This is a genomic window from Dactylosporangium siamense (genome assembly GCF_016862795.1).
GTDB lineage: Bacteria > Actinomycetota > Actinomycetes > Mycobacteriales > Micromonosporaceae > Dactylosporangium > Dactylosporangium siamense.
This window is the reverse complement of sequence record NZ_BONQ01000129.1, coordinates 126,572-141,682: the sequence shown is the minus strand read 5'-3', so window position 1 is coordinate 141,682 and position 15,111 is coordinate 126,572. Positions and strand designations below refer to the sequence as shown.

General features: G+C 72.4%; 15 protein-coding genes. 4 read left to right on the top strand and 11 right to left on the bottom strand.

What is annotated here, in order from left to right; all coding sequences use genetic code 11:
* Positions 1-3: 3 nt before the first annotated feature.
* The gene (locus Dsi01nite_RS41990; RefSeq protein ID WP_203851997.1) at positions 4-1,782 is read right to left on the bottom strand and encodes a lysophospholipid acyltransferase; all 1,779 of its coding nucleotides are present in this window, start codon (positions 1,780-1,782) and stop codon (positions 4-6) included.
* A 111-nt stretch (positions 1,783-1,893) separates the two neighbouring features.
* Here Dsi01nite_RS41990 and Dsi01nite_RS41985 point away from each other — a divergent pair, with 111 nt between their 5' ends.
* On the top strand, positions 1,894-2,121 hold the full coding sequence (locus tag Dsi01nite_RS41985) for a hypothetical protein (RefSeq protein WP_203851996.1): 228 nt from the start codon (positions 1,894-1,896) through the stop codon (positions 2,119-2,121).
* 72 nt (positions 2,122-2,193) lie between these two features.
* Here the strand turns inward: Dsi01nite_RS41985 and Dsi01nite_RS41980 are convergent, their stop codons facing one another.
* The 6 genes from Dsi01nite_RS41980 to Dsi01nite_RS41955 all read right to left on the bottom strand — a co-directional run bounded on the left by Dsi01nite_RS41980 (position 2,194) and on the right by Dsi01nite_RS41955 (position 9,466).
* Positions 2,194-2,619, bottom strand: coding sequence for a hypothetical protein (locus Dsi01nite_RS41980; protein ID WP_203851995.1), 426 nt, complete (start codon positions 2,617-2,619; stop codon positions 2,194-2,196).
* 14 nt (positions 2,620-2,633) lie between these two features.
* The gene (locus tag Dsi01nite_RS41975) at positions 2,634-4,052 is read right to left on the bottom strand and encodes an aminotransferase class I/II-fold pyridoxal phosphate-dependent enzyme (RefSeq protein ID WP_203851994.1); all 1,419 of its coding nucleotides are present in this window, start codon (positions 4,050-4,052) and stop codon (positions 2,634-2,636) included.
* On the bottom strand, positions 4,042-5,196 hold the full coding sequence (locus tag Dsi01nite_RS41970) for a M20 family metallopeptidase (protein WP_203851993.1): 1,155 nt from the start codon (positions 5,194-5,196) through the stop codon (positions 4,042-4,044). Before Dsi01nite_RS41970 ends, Dsi01nite_RS41975 begins: the two co-directional genes overlap by 11 nt.
* A gap of 27 nt (positions 5,197-5,223) precedes the next feature.
* The gene (gene fxsT / locus Dsi01nite_RS41965; protein WP_203851992.1) at positions 5,224-7,740 is read right to left on the bottom strand and encodes an FxSxx-COOH system tetratricopeptide repeat protein; all 2,517 of its coding nucleotides are present in this window, start codon (positions 7,738-7,740) and stop codon (positions 5,224-5,226) included.
* 188 nt (positions 7,741-7,928) lie between these two features.
* Positions 7,929-8,819 carry a CPBP family intramembrane glutamic endopeptidase gene (locus tag Dsi01nite_RS41960; protein WP_203851991.1) on the bottom strand — a complete coding sequence of 297 codons (891 nt, stop codon included), beginning with the start codon at positions 8,817-8,819 and terminating at the stop codon, positions 7,929-7,931.
* Entirely contained in the window at positions 8,816-9,466 is a 651-nt protein-coding gene (locus Dsi01nite_RS41955; protein WP_203851990.1) for a DUF2306 domain-containing protein, read from the bottom strand. Before Dsi01nite_RS41955 ends, Dsi01nite_RS41960 begins: the two co-directional genes overlap by 4 nt.
* Positions 9,467-9,597: 131 nt before the next feature.
* Between Dsi01nite_RS41955 and Dsi01nite_RS41950 the strand changes: the two genes are divergently transcribed.
* Positions 9,598-9,999 carry a hypothetical protein gene (locus Dsi01nite_RS41950; RefSeq protein WP_203851989.1) on the top strand — a complete coding sequence of 134 codons (402 nt, stop codon included), beginning with the start codon at positions 9,598-9,600 and terminating at the stop codon, positions 9,997-9,999.
* On the opposite strand, the gene Dsi01nite_RS41945 is transcribed toward Dsi01nite_RS41950, so the two are convergent.
* From Dsi01nite_RS41945 to Dsi01nite_RS41930, 4 genes are read right to left on the bottom strand one after another with little or no spacing between them, the layout of a single operon-like run.
* Positions 9,929-10,591, bottom strand: coding sequence for a response regulator (locus Dsi01nite_RS41945; protein WP_203851988.1), 663 nt, complete (start codon positions 10,589-10,591; stop codon positions 9,929-9,931). The genes Dsi01nite_RS41950 and Dsi01nite_RS41945 overlap by 71 nt on opposite strands.
* Positions 10,588-11,661, bottom strand: coding sequence for a sensor histidine kinase (locus tag Dsi01nite_RS41940; RefSeq protein WP_203851987.1), 1,074 nt, complete (start codon positions 11,659-11,661; stop codon positions 10,588-10,590). The genes Dsi01nite_RS41945 and Dsi01nite_RS41940 overlap by 4 nt, the downstream gene beginning before the upstream one ends.
* The gene (locus Dsi01nite_RS41935) at positions 11,658-12,158 is read right to left on the bottom strand and encodes a tetratricopeptide repeat protein (protein WP_203851986.1); all 501 of its coding nucleotides are present in this window, start codon (positions 12,156-12,158) and stop codon (positions 11,658-11,660) included. The genes Dsi01nite_RS41940 and Dsi01nite_RS41935 overlap by 4 nt, the downstream gene beginning before the upstream one ends.
* A 9-nt stretch (positions 12,159-12,167) precedes the next feature.
* The gene (locus Dsi01nite_RS41930) at positions 12,168-13,217 is read right to left on the bottom strand and encodes a pectin acetylesterase-family hydrolase (RefSeq protein ID WP_203851985.1); all 1,050 of its coding nucleotides are present in this window, start codon (positions 13,215-13,217) and stop codon (positions 12,168-12,170) included.
* Positions 13,218-13,333: 116 nt separating this feature from the next.
* On the opposite strand from Dsi01nite_RS41930, the gene Dsi01nite_RS41925 reads away from it, so the two are divergent.
* On the top strand, positions 13,334-14,437 hold the full coding sequence (locus Dsi01nite_RS41925; RefSeq protein ID WP_203851984.1) for a sensor histidine kinase: 1,104 nt from the start codon (positions 13,334-13,336) through the stop codon (positions 14,435-14,437).
* Positions 14,434-15,096: a response regulator gene (locus Dsi01nite_RS41920; protein WP_203851983.1), complete on the top strand. Its 663-nt coding sequence runs from the start codon at positions 14,434-14,436 to the stop codon at positions 15,094-15,096. Before Dsi01nite_RS41925 ends, Dsi01nite_RS41920 begins: the two co-directional genes overlap by 4 nt.
* The last annotated feature ends 15 nt before the right edge of the window (positions 15,097-15,111 follow it).

Sequence of the window (15,111 nt, the reverse complement as noted above, 5' to 3'; positions counted from 1 at the left end):
CCGTTATCCGGGCGGCTGACGCACCAGCTCGGCGACCACGGTCGCCCGGCGGACGGACTCGCGCAGCTCGTCGTGGAAGTCCGCCCGGCGCTGCCGCACCTCTGGGGTGCCCGCGTCCAGGAGCCCGCGGTGCCGGGCCAGCTGCAGCGCCGGTTTGAACAGCTCCAGCGACACCGACTCCTCGCTGGCCAGCCGCCCCTGCAACGCCCACTGCCGGCCGACGCGCAGGCACTCGTCGAGGAACCGGGACTCGTCGAACGTCTCGTCCTCCCAGGCGGCGAGCCGGTCGGCCACCAGGTGGTAGGCGTCCAGGAACGGCCGCAGCACCAGCGGGGCGACCAGCGGCCGGCCCTGTTGCAGCCACTGGCGTGCGTCGTCCGGCGTGAACTCGCGCAACGTGTCGGCGTCGCCCGGCTCGATGATGGCCAGCTCCAGCCCCATCTGCTCGGCGAAGGCGCGGCGACTGGCGAAGAAGAAGTCGAACTTCAGCAGGTCCCGCAGCCGCAGCGCCTCCCCGGTCGCCGTCTCCAGGCCGTCCGGGCCGCCTTCGGCCGCGGCGACCAGGGCCAGCTCCCCGATCGCCCGGTCGACCAGCAGGTGGATCGCGGTGTTGCGGTAGAACGCGGCCACCAGGTGCTGACCCGGGCCGATCACCCACACCGGCTCGGTGCCGCCGTCGTAGCTCGTCAGCACCCCCGAGGCGACCAGCTCCCGCAGCGTGCGGCCGACCGTGTCCCGGTCGGTGAGGTCCGCCGCCCCCGCCACCGGCCAGCGCCGGGATGCGATGTAGGTCGCCATCGGCGCGACGGTCTGCAACACCCCGTCCAGGGTCAGCGCCCGGTCGGCGGCCAGCATCGCGAGGCAGACGACGGCGGTGACGGTGACCGGGGTCGCCTGGTTGATGCGGTGCGACGCGTCCAGGGCGATCCGCTCGACGACGTGCCGCCCCTGCTGGTCGTCGCGCAGCTCGGCCATCCGCTCGCGCAGCGGGACGGGCTCACCGAAGTCCAGGTATGCCCGGCCCAGCCGGTGCTTCTGCAGCCGGGCGAAGTTGACCAGCCAGCGCACGTCCTCGGGCCGTTTCCGCGCCCCGCGCGCCTCCGCGGTCATCGCGCCGACCTCGTGCAGCTGCTCGTAGACGATGGACACCGGCACGATGAGCGCCTCGGTGTCCGGGGCGGCGTCGATCGCGTCCACCACGTAGCGCAGGATGCCGTAGGTCGGCGGACGCAGCTTGCCCGTGCGGGTCCGGCCACCCTCGATGGACCAGCTGAGGTTCTGCCGGTTGCGGATCAGTTGGCCGATGTACGCGCGCAGCGTCAGCCTGTAGACCGGCAGGTCCTGCGTCGACCGGCGGATGTAGACGATCCCCGAGCGGCGCGCGAGATGGTTGACGGGAAAGAAGCTCAGGTTGGCCCCGCCCAGCGTGAACGCCGGGCTGAGCCCGTGCCGCTCCAACGCCACCGGCACCGCCGCACCGTCCAGGTAGGACCGGTGGGAGAACAGGAACAACAGCGAGTACTTCTGGTCCAGCCCCTGCAGTCGGCGCGCGGCCTCCTCGTCCACGAGCAGCTCGTGCGCGCGGAACATCCACGTCGTGAACTTCGACCAGGTGCGCATCGCCTGCGCGCTGTGCATCGCGCCCATCTCGCGCAGGTAGCCGGCGGCCTCGGCGGTCACCTCGCCCCGGTCCCGCCCGAGCGAACCCGCCAGCTCGGCCAGCCGTCCGGCGAAGCCGTCGTCGGCGAGCAGCTGGGCCACCTCAGGGGTGTCCGATGACATCGACCACCTCGCTGTCGAGCAGTGTGCCGTCGCCAGTCTGCTGGCACGGACCGGATTCCGTCAAACACCACGCCGGCAACGCCGCCGGCCGCGCCGTGCGATCATCGGCGCATGCAGCTCTTCGGCAACCGGATCACCGCTCCGAAGGCCCTGATGATCCGGGAGATCATGGTCAACGACAGCTGCGTCGTGGTCACGCTCGACCGCGCGCTCTTCCTCCGCGCCGGCGAGCAGCTCTGGTTCGAGGGCACCCAGCCGGTGGTCGAGCGCCTCGACGGCTCGAGGGTCCGGCCGCCGCGGACATGGTGCACCGTCACGTGGGCGTACAAACTCCTGTAACGCCGGTTCTGCGAGATCACGTGGGTCGGCTGGACCTCGACCTGAGCCATGGCCTGAGCCGCCATGGCCGGCTCAGCACCAAACCGACGACGAACACCCCCGTGAGGCCGGCGAGGAATTGACCGTCTCCCCGAAGCTCTCGGTGTCGTCGAGCTGGTAGATCTGCCCGGGGGTCCCGACGTCCCGGGCGCGCAGCGTCTCCCCGGCCTTCGCACCCTTCGGCAGCCCTCCGACCAACCGCTGGCGGCTGTCGACGACGGTGCCGTCATCGCTGACGAAGTCGCCGTACCACCCACACCGCTGCTTCGGTGGCTCGAACCGGTTGCATCCCTTGAACTCGGTGAGCGTGAGGGTTCCGGTCCGGCCACCGCCGTGCGTCGCCTGCCACGACGGCACAACCGACGCCATCAGGACGAGCATGCCGATCGCGCCGAACACCAGGAAACAGATCCCCACGAAGAGCCGAAGGGCCGGCGGCGAGTACCAGCGCACCAGCACCGAACGGGCGGCGGCTACGTGGTGACCCGCAGGGTGTTGAGGGACGGGTCGGCGGCGTAGGCGATCCTGACGCCGGCGAGGCGGGCGTGGTTGAGGGCGGCGAGGGCGTCGGCGGTGATCTGCTCGCCGGGGGCGAGGACCGGGATGCCGGGTGGGTACGGTGCGATGAGCTCGGCGCAGACCCGTCCGACGGCCCGGTCGATCGGGACCGTCTCGGCGGTGGCGAAGAACGCCTGCCGCGGTGGCATCGCGACGACCGGTTCGACCCGGTACGCGGCCGGGCCGATGACCGGTCGTGGTGTGCCGCGGTGTCGCCGGATCGAGTCGGTCAGGGCCGTGGTCAGGCGGGTAAGAGAGTCCGGGGTGTCGGCGAGCGAGACGACGGCGACGAGGACGTCGCGATCGGCGGACTCGACCGGAAGGCCGGCGGCCAGGAGGTCCTGCTCGACGCGGTTGCCGTCGGCGCCGGTGCCGAACAGGAGCAGGGTCAGTTTGAGCGGGTCGACCGCGGTGCCGTCGAGGACGGTGAGGCCGTCGATGCCGCGGAGCCGGTCGCGCGCCTCTCGGGTGGCGGTGATGGCGTCGCCGAGCAGGGCGTGGCCGTCGCGGTCGAGCAGTGCGCGGGCGGCGTCGATGCTGGCGAGGACGGCGCCCGCGGGGCTGGTGGTCGCGGTCGCCTCCACCCCGGCGTCGAGGCGGGCCGGGTCGACGCGGTCGGTGCGGGCCAGCACGAGCGCCGCCTGGCTCCAGGCCGGCAGCGTCTTGTGGGCGCTGGTCACCATCACGTCGGCGCCGAGCTGGAGCGGGTGTCGGGGCAGCGCGGGATGGAAGCCGAAGTGGGCGGCCCACGCCGCGTCGACGACCAGGGGCACACCGAAGTCGTGCGCCGCGTCGGCCAGGCCGGCGATGTCACCGACCGTGCCGACGTAGGACGGGTCACCGACGAACACCGCCCGCACGCCGGGGTTGGCGGACAGGGCACGCCGGACGGTCGCGGGTGCGACGCCCAGTGGGAGGCCGGTGGCGGGGTCGACGTCGGGGCGCACCCACACGGGGGTCAGGCCGGCGAGCACGAGCCCGAGCAGGAGCGAACGGTGCAGGGTGCGGCTCACGACGACCCGGTCGCCGTCGCCGGCCAGCGCCAGGGCGACGGCCTGGTTGGCGTGGGTCGCGCCGCCGGTGGAGAAGCGGCAGAAGTCGGCACCCCACAGCCGCGCCGCGCGGGCCTCGGCGTCGGTGAGGACGCCGGCGCTGAGTTTCATGGTGTCGAGGCCGGCGTAGAGCGGGACGTCACCGGCGACCACGTCGCCGACGAGGTCGCTGCGCTGCTTGTGGCCGGGGATGGTGAACGGTGTCGGCGGGTGCTCGGTGAAGCGCAGCCAGGCATCGAGCAGCGGCGCGTCGCCGCGGAGCCCGCGCGGGTCAGTCGCCATCGGGCCGCCAGCCGGGAAGGACCGTTGTCAGTGCGGTGGGGAGGACCGTTGTCAGTGCGGCGGCAAGGGCCCGCACCTGGCGCAGGTCGACCCACTCGTCGACGGCGTGCAGCCCACCGCCGGACGGTCCGCACACCAGGGTGGGGCAGAGCCGCTGCCACAGCGGTGCTTCCATCCAATAGGGCGCATCGAAGGTCGGTCCGGTGCCGAGCGCGTCGCCGAGCCGGCGGGACAGGTCGGCGGCCGGCCCCGCGTCGTCGAGCCGCCAGCCGTCGCGGTGGGCGACCAGTTCGGCGGTGGCGTCCCAGTCAGGCTGGAGCAGGGCGCGCACCTCGTCCAGCGCCGCGGCGCTCGACCGGCCCGCGGGTGTGCGCAGCTCGACCAGGCACTCGGCGTGGTCGGGCACCACGAACGGTGACCCACCGCCACGTACGACCGTCACCATCAGGTCGCCGCCGACGGCCCGTACCGCAGCCGCGTGTTCGTCGACCGCGTGCAGCAGCCGACCGAGGTGGGTGACGGCGTTGACGCCGAGGTCCGCCTGCGAGCTGTGCGCGGCGCGACCCGTGAAGGTCACCCGCACAACCGCGAACCCGCGCAGCGACCTGGTCAGGGCGAGGTCGGTCGGCTCCGCGATCAGGCACGCGTCGGGCCGGACCCCGAGCCCGGGGAGCGCGGCGATCACGGCCTCGCTGCCCAGGCTCGCGTCCTCCTCGTCGGCCACCAACGCGAGCACCGGGCGGACCGGTGCCTTCTTCGCCGCGACCAGATACTCCGCGGCGGCGACGATCGCCGCGACGCCGCCCTTCATGTCCGCGGCGCCGCGGCCGTGGAGCCGGTCCCCGTCGCGCCGGGGCGTGAACGGCGCCGGCATCCCGGCCACCCCCACGGTGTCGAGGTGGCCGTTCAGCACGACCGTCGGCCACTGCGCCGGTCCCGGCGGTACGGCTATCAGGCTGGGGCGATCCTCGTGGCCGGGTGCCGTCACCACCGTGGTGGCGAAGCCCGATTTGTGCAGCCGTGCGCGGAGGTGCTCGACGATCTCCGCCTCGCCCGCGGCGCCCGGAACCAGGCCCGGGTTGACGCTGTCGATGCCCACGAGGTCGGACAGCAGGTGCAGCGCTTCGGCGGCCACGTCTCGCATGATCCGAGCGTAGCCAAGGTCGGGATGTCAGGTCGTCGGCGGCTCGAGGTCGATCTCGAGGCGGTCGCCGCGCTCCGCCGCCGCCACGTCCGGGTGGAACGGTCCGAGGGCGCGGCGGAGCCCGTCGAGCGAGTTGGCCATCAGTCGCGCGGCCGGCTCGGTGTCGCCGAGGTCCTTGGCCAGGTTGACCCTGAAACGCAGCACATCCGGGTGCTCCCCGCCCGCCCTGGCCTCGTGCCCGCCACCCATGACCATCCGGAACCGGTCGAACGCCGTTTCCGACAACTGGCGGGCGGCGGCGTGCTCGCCGGCCAGGGCGAGGTCGGTCGCCACGGCGGCGGCGGCGCACAGGGTCACCGGGTGGTCCGGGCCCAGCACGAGGTCGAGATCGCCCCGGCACCGCTCGTCGATCGCCCTGGCCTGGTCGGGATCACCGGCCGCGCGGTAGATGACGGCCTCGTTGACCTCGGCGATGAGGGTCAGCGGATGCCGCGTGCCGTAGTGGCTGCGGTACAGGTCCACGGCCTCGCCGATCTGCTCGCCGGCCACGTTGACGTCGCCGAGTTGGCGCAGGGCGTTGGCGAGGCTGACCTGCGCGGCGAGGGTGTACTCGTGGTACGGCCCGAAACGTTGCGTGGTCAGCGCGCTGGTCTCTCGCAGGCTGTCGAACGCGGCGGCCGATTGTCCCGTCTTGCGCAGCAGTACCCCCCGGAGGCAGCGCGCTGCCAGCACGGCGCCGTGGCGCGGAGCGAGGGTGTTCTGCAGCGTCGGTAGCCCGCGCTCGACCAGGTCCAGGCCGTCCTGATACGCGCCGAGGTCGAGCAGGTCACGGGCGACCTGCAGCTGCGCCACCAGCGTTCGCCAGCCGGCGGAGCCCATGTCGGCCCGCGCGTCGGCGATCTCCTGGTCGATGCGCAGCGCCTCGGCGAAGTCGCCGACCAGGCGATGATCGGTGGCCAGGCCGGCCATCGCGCGCAGCGTGTACTGGTCGCGCGGACCGAACACCTCGACGAACCTCTCGACGGACTCCCGGTCGAACCGCAGCGCCTCGTGGTACAGGCCGGAGATGCGCAGGTCGTGGCCGATCTGGATGCCGGTGATGAGCGTGAATTCGTGCCCAGGACCGAGGGTCGGGCTGTCCCGCATCCGGTTGAAGATGTCGATGGTGAGCTCCGCGGCCGCACTGCTGTCGCCCAGCGCCCGGCGGGCCTCGGCGAGGCGCGCCTGCGCCCGAAGCGTCAGCGGGTCGTCCGGACCGAGGCGGGCGTCGGCGCTCCATGCCTGCGCTGTCCGCTGCGCAAGATATCGGCTGTTCTCGTAGTCACCGATGAGGAACAGGTAGCGGATGTGGTCGAGGACGACCTGCCGCGCATGCATGTCGTCCGCGTTGATCAGGTCGGCGGGCTCGATGTGCGGGCCGAGGGCCGCCTGCCGGGCGAAATCACCGATCTCGTCGGGGTCGCCGGGGTTTGCGGCGGCCAGGAGCAGCCGCACGTTGCGCAGTGTTGCCTCGCTCGTCTCCGGGGTCATCTGGTCTCGCATCACCCGCCGGATCAGGCCGTGGACCTGGATGCGCTGGCTCGCGTCGACCTTCACCAGCCCATACCGGTTCAGCTCCCGGATCGCACGGTTCATCGGGATCAGCTCGCCCAGCAGGGACCTGAGCGGCTCGGTGAGCCCAGGCCGCTGACCGGACCGCAGGAGGGAGACCGCGACTGGTTCGCTGCCGAGGAAGGCGAACAGTTCCAGCAGCTGCGCCGTCGCGGGCGTATCGGACCGCAATCGCTCGGCGGCGAGCGCGACGAAGGCGGCGACCGTCAGCGGATAGCTCGCGGGTTTGCCCTCGGACAACAGCTGGTCCACTCGGCCGTCGAGCAGTTCGATGTATTCCCGCACCGGCATGGCGGTCGCCGTGAGCCAGGCCGCCGCCTGTTCCAGGGCAAGCGGCAGGTCGCCGAGCTTCTCGGCGAGTTCGCCGGCCTCGGCCGCGCTGAAGCTGTTGGTGCCATTGTTGCGGCGGGTGCGCCTGTGGAGCAGTTCGATGCTTTCGGCCCGATCGAGGACGTCGACCTCGATGGCCGTGCCGATCGATGCCCAATCCTGGTTGCGGCTCGTGATCAGGACGTGGCCACCGACGGACGGAATGAACTGGTCCAAGACGGCCGGATCATCGGCGTTGTCGTAGACGAGCAGCCAGGCCAGGTGCTCGTCGGCCAACGCGTCGAGCACCGTGCGGGCGTCACGCTGCAGGTCCTCCGATCTGGGCAGGCCGAGTCGCTGGGCCAGCTCGCCGAGCGAGTGGAGCACCGTCGCGGTCTGCTCGGCCGGAATCCACCAGACGATGTCGTACTCGTCGAGGTGGCGGTAGACGTACTCGACGACGACCTGGGTCTTGCCCACGCCACCCATGCCGTGCAGGGTGTGCGGGAGGATGGACGCCCGGCTGCCGATGCGCAGCGCGTCTTCCATCCGGGCGAGGACGGCGTGGCGGCCGGTGAAGTTGCGGGAGCGCACCGGGAGACCGCCGATGATCGGGGCGCTCAAGTCAGAGCCCAAGCGGGCGGGCGGCGTCGGCGGTGTGCGCGCCGTGGCTGATGAAGAACCGCACCAAGCTCCCTTCACTGTGCCGCGTCCTGCTCCTTCCGAGCCTGCCGACGACGGGGGTGGACGTCAATACGCCGATCGAACCGACGCCCGGCCCGCCACGGACGTCGATTCCGGCTGAGGTCGCGTCACCGCTGGTGATCCGCACCGGCAACCTCCCGGGACGTTCGCGCACGCGCGGCAAGCACCGCGACCGGGATCAGCATGATCAGCCAGCCCTGCCAGCCGCTGAGCCCCGTCAACCAGCCGTCAATCCTCGGCTCGGCCGCTTTGTCGGCGACCACGACCTGCACGAACCCGAAGACGACGGTGTTGTTGACCGCGTGTCCTACCACCGCGGGCCAGATCGACCCGGCGGCCAGCCGCAGCCACCCGAGCACCATTACGAAGAACACACAGAAGATCGTGAACGGCAGCAGGGAGCGCAGCGCGCCCCCGCTCATTGAGAACCACGGCCCGACGTAGAACGGCAGGTGCCACACTCCGCAGATCACGCCGATCAGGACGAGTGCGGGCCACGTGCCCATCCGCTCGCGAAGCCGGTTCAGCAGATAGCCACGCCAGCCCCACTCTTCGCAGAACGCCAGCGGCAGGATCAACGCGAACTGCGCCAGGTTGGCGGCGAAAGCCTGCCCGATCAGTTCCCACGGGACACCGGCCTGACCGACGGTCTCCGGGCCGTAGACGTCGCGCAGCGCCGACAATCCGTCCAGGTCGGCCGGATACAACCCGGTCACCGCATTGAGTGCGACAGCCATCGCCGACATCGCGATGAACAGCACGAAGGCGAGCAGGCAGTACCCGATCGTCCGCCGGATCGGATGGACCGGAACCAACGCGGTCGCCTCGGCGACGTTCGCCGGCCGCCACACATAGCGGGCCGCTGCCCAGGTCGCGACCGCGACCGAAAGCATCGCCGCGAAGAAGAGCACCCGCACGCCGGTGACCTGCTCGAACACCCACAGTACCCACGGCAGCCCGAACACGATCCCCAGAAACACCCGGACGTCGGCATTCACTCTTGTCGTCCCATCTTCGTGTCGGACCGCCGTCCCGAAAGCCGATGGCGGCGGATGAGGAGTTCGACCAGGGCCAGGTTGATGATCCAGCCAAGGGTCTGACCGATCGGGATCATCAACGGGGCGTCCTCGCCGATCGAGCCGACGCCCGGCCCACCGAACGGGATCCGCGACAGCAGCAGCAACGGCACGAGAACGCGGGACGTCACCGCCAGGAACGTCAGGGCGTAGTTGCGCAGCATCCACCGCCGGTGGGCGGCGAAGTCGCGGCGGCGGGCGGCACGGTACGCGAGTGCGCCCGTCACCAGCCAGAGCGCGGCCGCGGTGGTCAGGCTGACCTGCGTCAGCAGGTGGCCCGACCACAGGGCCACCGGGATCGCGGTCACCCCGGCCGGCAGCACCCCGCCGAGGAGGTAGATCCGGCCGAGCGTCCGGTGCACCCGGCGACGCGCCCGGATCCGGGCGATGAACTGGGCGGGCCCGACGATCAGCGCCACCGTCGCGGTGAGGACGTGCGCGACCAGCACCCAGTAGTGGGGCCCGCCGGGCACGTCGAGGCGGCTGCCTCCGGTCAGGTACGGGAAGCTGAGCACCAGACCGAAAATGATCGCCACGAACAGCAGGACCCAGGCCGCTCGTCTCCGCATGCCTGCAGCGTTGCGGATTCGGGGTGCAGGAACATCCGCCTGCGGGCGAATCCGGAGTACGTAGATCTTCGTACGGCGCATCAGCGCGCACGTGGACGCGGCCGGGCGCCGCGGCGGCAAGGCTGCGGTACATGACTATGACTTCGCGGGCGGTGACGGTCGGTGGCCTCATCCTCGGGGCGGCCGGGATTGCGGTGTTGTGGGCGGCGGGGGTGGAGTTCCCGGTGGCCGTGCCGCCGGGAGTCGTAATCCTCCTGGCGGGTGCGGTGTTCGTGAGCGTGGCCCGGTGGCGTTGGGCGCCCGCCGTCGGGGTGTTCCTCGGGTTGTTCGTCGCCGTCGGGTGGGCGATCAGCCCGACCGGCTGGCCGAACCTCACCGGGCAGCACGGGGCGAGCGTCGCCGCCGGTCAGGCGATCCAGCTGGCCGGGGTGCTGATCGCGATCGGCGCCGGGTCGGTGGCGGTCAGGCGCGCGGGATCGTCAGGCCGGCCCGGACCGCGAACACCACCAGCTGGGCACGGTCCCGGGCGCTGAGCTTCAGCATCGCCCGGCCCACGTGGGTGCGGACCGTCGCCGGGCTGATGAACAGCTCGGCGGCGATCTCGTCGTTGGAGCGGCCGGTCGCGACCCAGGCGACGATCTCCCGTTCCCGCTCGGTCAGCGTGTCCATGGCCGGCACGTCGGCGCTGCTGCCCGGGACGCGCCGGCCGACCAGTTCGACCAGGCGGCGGGTCACCGACGGGGACAGCAGCGCGTCGCCGTTGGCGGCGGCCCGGATCGCGCGGACCAGGTCGGCGGGCTCGGCGTCCTTGAGCACGAAGCCGCTGGCGCCGTCGCGGACCGCGTCCAGGACGTATTCGTCGGTCTCGAACGTCGTCACGATGACCACGTGGGTGGCGGCCAGCGACGGGTCGCCGGTGATGTCGCGCAGCACCCGCAGCCCGTCCGGGCCGGGCATCCGGATGTCGAGCAGCACCACGTCGGGGTGTGTCCGGCGGACGAGGGCGAGGGCTTCGTGGCCGTCAGCTGCCTCGCCGACGAGGGCCAGATCCGGTTCGCGGGAGATCAGCACCCGCAGGCCCATGCGGACGAGTGCCTGGTCGTCCGCGAGCGCGACGCGGATCATGCGGGCTCTCCGTTCAATGGGAGTTTCGCGTGTACTTCGAAGCCTCCTGCCTCGAGTCCCGCCGCCGTGAACGATCCTCCGGCGGCCTCGACCCGCGAACGCAGCCCTGCCAGTCCGCGCCCCGGCACGACGTCCGCCGGGCCGGTGCCGCGGTCGGTGACGGTGACGGTGACGGCGCCCGGTTCGCGGGCGACGACCACGGCGGCGGTGGTCGGGCCGGCGTGCCGGATGACATTCGTCAGGGACTCGCGGACCACCTGGTAGACGATGTCCTGCACGGCGGCGGGCAGGTCACCGGCGGTGCTGGTCAGCTCGACCGGGAGTCCGGCGGCCCTGGCCCGGGCCACCAACGCCGCCAGGTCCGGGGCCACCGCAGACCGGCGTTCGTCGAGGACCTGGCGCAGGTCGCCGAGCGCGGCGGTCGCCGTGGCGCGGATGCCTTCCAGGGACGCGCGGGCCTGCTCCGGCTGCTCGTCGAGCACGACGAGGGCGACGCCGGCCTGCATGGCGATCACCGCGAACCCGTGGCCGGCGACGTCGTGGACCTCGCGGGAGATCCGGACCCGTTCCTCGAGGGCCACCCGGGCCAGCAGCTCCGCCCGGGCGGCGGCCCGCACGTGCAGCAGCGCGCCCAGCGACCACGGCACCGCCAGCCAGCACGCACCCCACAGCACCAGGCCGAGGGCGAGGATGTCCAGCTCGCCGACGAGCCGGGGCAGCACGGCGGCCACCGACGTCACGGCGGCCACGGCAGCGAGGAGTGCGGACCGGCGGATCGGGCGGCGCCACGCGACCTCGAACATCGCCCAGCCGACGCAGAGCAGGCTCGGGCCGTACGGATACCCGGCGAGCAGGTACGCGGCGTTCGCCGCCACGCTGACGGCCAGAGCGGTGACGGGGGCCGCGCGCCGCCATGCCAGTACACCCGCCGCAAGGACGACGAGCGCGTAACCCCAGACGTCCAGGGTCCGGGCGTCGCCCTGCGAGGTGCCCGCCTGCACGGAGAGCAGGACCGCGACCGCCACCGCGCCGAGAGCCGTGACGGCGTCGCGACCGGCGGGCAGCCTCACGGATGCTGTCCGTCGTCGTCGGTGAGGGCCGCCGCGTAGCGCCGCAGCGCCCACTGGTAGCGGCGCAGGCCCGGGTCGTCGATCCGGTCGAGGGCCAGGTCGACCAGCCGCCGGACGGCCTCGCCGGACTGGTCGGCGCTGAGCAGGGCGAGGGCGAGGTAGACGGTGACGGCGGCGTCGCCGGGGAAGCGACGGTCCGCGTCGAACAGCGCCGAGGTCGCCTCGTCGAGGCGGCCGAGGTTGCGCAGGGTGCTGCCGTACTGCAACAGCCCGGCCTTCAGCTCCGCTCCGGTCAGGCCGGCGGCGAAGGCACGCTCGTAGGCTGGAGCGGCTTCGGCCGGGTGACCGGCGAAGTCCAGGGCGCAGGCATGGGCATAGAGGGCGGCGACGTCGTCCGGGTGCTCGTCGAGCAGCGCGCGGAACCGGGTCAGGGTCGGCTCCGGTGCGTCGCGGTCCGCCTCGGCCCAGGTCGCCTCGATGCGCTCCGCCAGCCCCACGGCCCCACCTTAACCGGCGCAGGCGTCGCAGTGGACGTCGGCGGGCTTCTTGCCGTCGACCAGCGCGGTGATCCAGTCGACCAGCCGGATGCCCTTCACCTTCAGGGTGTAGAACCGGTCCGGCTCGAAGATCTGGTGGTCGGCGCCGGGCGCGGTGTAGCTGTGCAGGCGCACCCCGGTGGCCTCGATGGCCGCCTCGTTGCGGTCGATCGTGGCGAGCAGGTCCCCGTCGGACCACCTGGTCAGCTCCGATGTGGCGTGCGGGTCGTAGGCGAAGTCGAACCGGGCGAGCACCAGGTCCGGGTGGTGCGCGGCGGCCCGGGTCCAGAACTTGGGGACGCCCCAGTCCCGGACGGCGAGACCCTGCTTCGGCCAGTCGGGCATGGCGGCGTAGGCGCCCCACCGGGCGCCGAGGATGTCGGTGTTGAAGTCGGGGTGGTCCGGCCACGCGCCGGACTGGGCGCCGAGGACGGTGACCTTCGCGTTGGGAAGCCGGTCGGCGACGAGACCGCCGTAGAGCGGCGCGGCGACCGACCCGGCGGTCTTGCCGACGACGACCACCTGCGCGGCGCCGGGATACTGCGCGGCCAGGTAGGTGAGCGCCGCCGTGCCGTTGACGAAGCCGCGATGCTCGACGGTGAGGGTCGGCGAGTAGACCTGCGACGTGTTGCCCAGATGGGCGTCGCCCGTGCAGGAGCTCAGGTAGATGAACGAGAATCCGGCGAACGGGTTGTCGGACCTGGTGACGTCGAACATGCCGCTGCGGTTCTCTGGTTCGGTGCCCCGCAGGCTCCAGTCGTAGAAGTCGTTCTCGCCGTGGTCGCCGGTCAACGCGCAGGTCGTCGCGTCCCAGCAGACACCGCCGCCGTTGAGGAAGAGCACGACCTTGGCCAGGTCGGCGCGCCGTTCCCAGACGGCGAACTCGCTGCCGTCCGCGCAGCGGCACTCCCCCGCGAGCGCGACCCTGGTCCATTCCAGGCCCTGCGCCCGGCCGGTGAGCACGACGACGATTCCCGCGCAGGCCAAGGCCACGGCCAGGACGGCCAGTGCTTTCTTCATGCGTCACAGGGTCGATGCGGGCGGGCCGGGCGCGCACCTGTCCGCGGTCATGTCCCGGACCATGACTTCCGACGGGTTCCGGGCGGTCGCGTCCAGGCCCTATGGTGCTGCCTGGTATGAAGACTGCCTTCCGGAGACCAGACGTCCAGGACGCCTTCCTCGCCGTCCTGCTGTTGGTCGTCGCTGTGATGGGGTACGACCCGTCGAACTGGATCCTGGGCGGGGTGTGCGCGGCGGCCGTGGCGGTGCGTCGCAGGTGGCCGATCCCCGCGTTCGCCGTGGCCCTGCTCGCGGCCGCGGTGTCGCCGGCCGACCTGGCGCTCCCGTTGGTCCTGTACACGGTCGCCGCGCACCGGCGGCGCGGCGTGTCCCTGCCGCTGCTCGGCGCCGGTCTGCTCGTGGCGACGGCCCGGTCCGTGTACGGCACCGGCGGCGGGTGGCAGTACACCGGGCCGTTCGGCTCCGGTGGGCAGACCCTCGAACCGCAGGAGGGCACGGCCGGGATCCCGGTGCTCGGGGCGCTGCTGATCGTCGCGTGGGCGATCGGGTGGGGCGTGCGGAGCCGGCGGGCATACCTCGATGAGCTGGCCCGCTCCGCCGCGCTCGCGGTGGCCGCCGAGCGGGCCCGGATCGCCCGGGAGGTGCACGACGTGGTCGCGCACGGGCTCGCGGTCATCGTCATGCAGGCGCAGGGCGGCGCGGCGGCGTTCGCGAAGCGGCCCGCCGACACCCTGGCCGCGCTGGACACCATCATGGCGACCGGCCGCGCGTCGCTGGCCGACATGCGGCAGGTGCTGTCGTCGCCCGATCAGGTCGCGGACGCCGCGCCGGTGCCCGGCCTCGCGGACCTGCCGCGCCTCGTCGACCGGGTGCGGCGGGCCGGGACCCCGGTGGAACTGCGCGTCGACGGTGCCGCTCGGGCGGTGCCGACGGCGGTGGACGTGTCGGCGTACCGCATCATCCAGGAGGCGCTGACGAACACCATGAAGCACGCCGGTCCCGGCGCCCGCGCCCGGGTTTCGGTGACCTACGGCGCCACCGAGCTGGTCCTCTCGTCCGTGGACGACGGCAGGTCTGCTACTGCGGGGACCGGCAACGGGCAGCGGGGCATGCGGGAACGCGCGACGCTGCTCGGCGGGTCGGTGACCGCGGGGCCGGGGCCGGACGGCGGATATGTCGTGCGGGCCCGCATCCCCCTCGAACCGGACGGGCCCGCATGATCCGGGTGCTGCTGGTCGACGATCAGACGCTGCTGCGGGCCGGTCTGCGGATGATCCTCGACAACGCCGACGACATGGACGTCGTCGGCGAGGCGGACGACGGTGCCACGGCCGTCACCCTGGCGGTCGGTGCCGCGCCCGACGTGATCCTGATGGACATCCGGATGCCCGAGGTCGACGGCCTCGAGGCGACCCGCCGCATCCGGGCCGCACTGCCGGACGGGCCGCGCATCCTGATCCTCACCACGTTCGACCTGGATGAATACGTGTATTCGGCGCTGCGCTCCGGCGCGAGCGGGTTCCTGCTCAAGGACGCCCTCGCCGCCGACCTGCTGTCCGCGATCCGCGTGGTGGCCAGGGGCGACGCGATCGTCGCGCCACCGATCACCCGCCGGCTCATCGAACGGCACATCGGCACGTCCGGCGATCCGCTCCCCCGTACCCAAGCCGAACTGCGGGTCCTGACCGACCGGGAACGCGAGGTGCTCGAGCTGATCGCGCGGGGGCTGTCGAACGCCGAGATCGCCGGCCGGCTGTTCCTCACCGAGGGCACCGTGAAGGGCCACGTCAGCCGCATCCTGACGAAACTCGGCCTCCGCGACCGGGTGCAGGCCGTCATCTTCTCCTACGAGTGCGGCCTGGTCCGCCCCGGCGCGTAACGGGCCCGTTGGTGC

Excerpts from the sequence above, each read along its gene's own strand:
- Dsi01nite_RS41990 (WP_203851997.1), bottom strand. The coding sequence starts at position 1,782 with ATGTCATCGGACACCCCTGAGGTGGCCCAGCTGCTCGCCGACGACGGC.
- Dsi01nite_RS41985 (WP_203851996.1), top strand. The coding sequence starts at position 1,894 with ATGCAGCTCTTCGGCAACCGGATCACCGCTCCGAAGGCCCTGATGATC.
- Dsi01nite_RS41975 (WP_203851994.1), bottom strand. The coding sequence starts at position 4,052 with ATGGCGACTGACCCGCGCGGGCTCCGCGGCGACGCGCCGCTGCTCGAT.
- Dsi01nite_RS41970 (WP_203851993.1), bottom strand. The coding sequence starts at position 5,196 with ATGCGAGACGTGGCCGCCGAAGCGCTGCACCTGCTGTCCGACCTCGTG.
- Dsi01nite_RS41955 (WP_203851990.1), bottom strand. The coding sequence starts at position 9,466 with ATGCGGAGACGAGCGGCCTGGGTCCTGCTGTTCGTGGCGATCATTTTC.
- Dsi01nite_RS41950 (WP_203851989.1), top strand. The coding sequence starts at position 9,598 with ATGACTATGACTTCGCGGGCGGTGACGGTCGGTGGCCTCATCCTCGGG.
- Dsi01nite_RS41945 (WP_203851988.1), bottom strand. The coding sequence starts at position 10,591 with ATGATCCGCGTCGCGCTCGCGGACGACCAGGCACTCGTCCGCATGGGC.
- Dsi01nite_RS41930 (WP_203851985.1), bottom strand. The coding sequence starts at position 13,217 with ATGAAGAAAGCACTGGCCGTCCTGGCCGTGGCCTTGGCCTGCGCGGGA.
- Dsi01nite_RS41925 (WP_203851984.1), top strand. The coding sequence starts at position 13,334 with ATGAAGACTGCCTTCCGGAGACCAGACGTCCAGGACGCCTTCCTCGCC.
- Dsi01nite_RS41920 (WP_203851983.1), top strand. The coding sequence starts at position 14,434 with ATGATCCGGGTGCTGCTGGTCGACGATCAGACGCTGCTGCGGGCCGGT.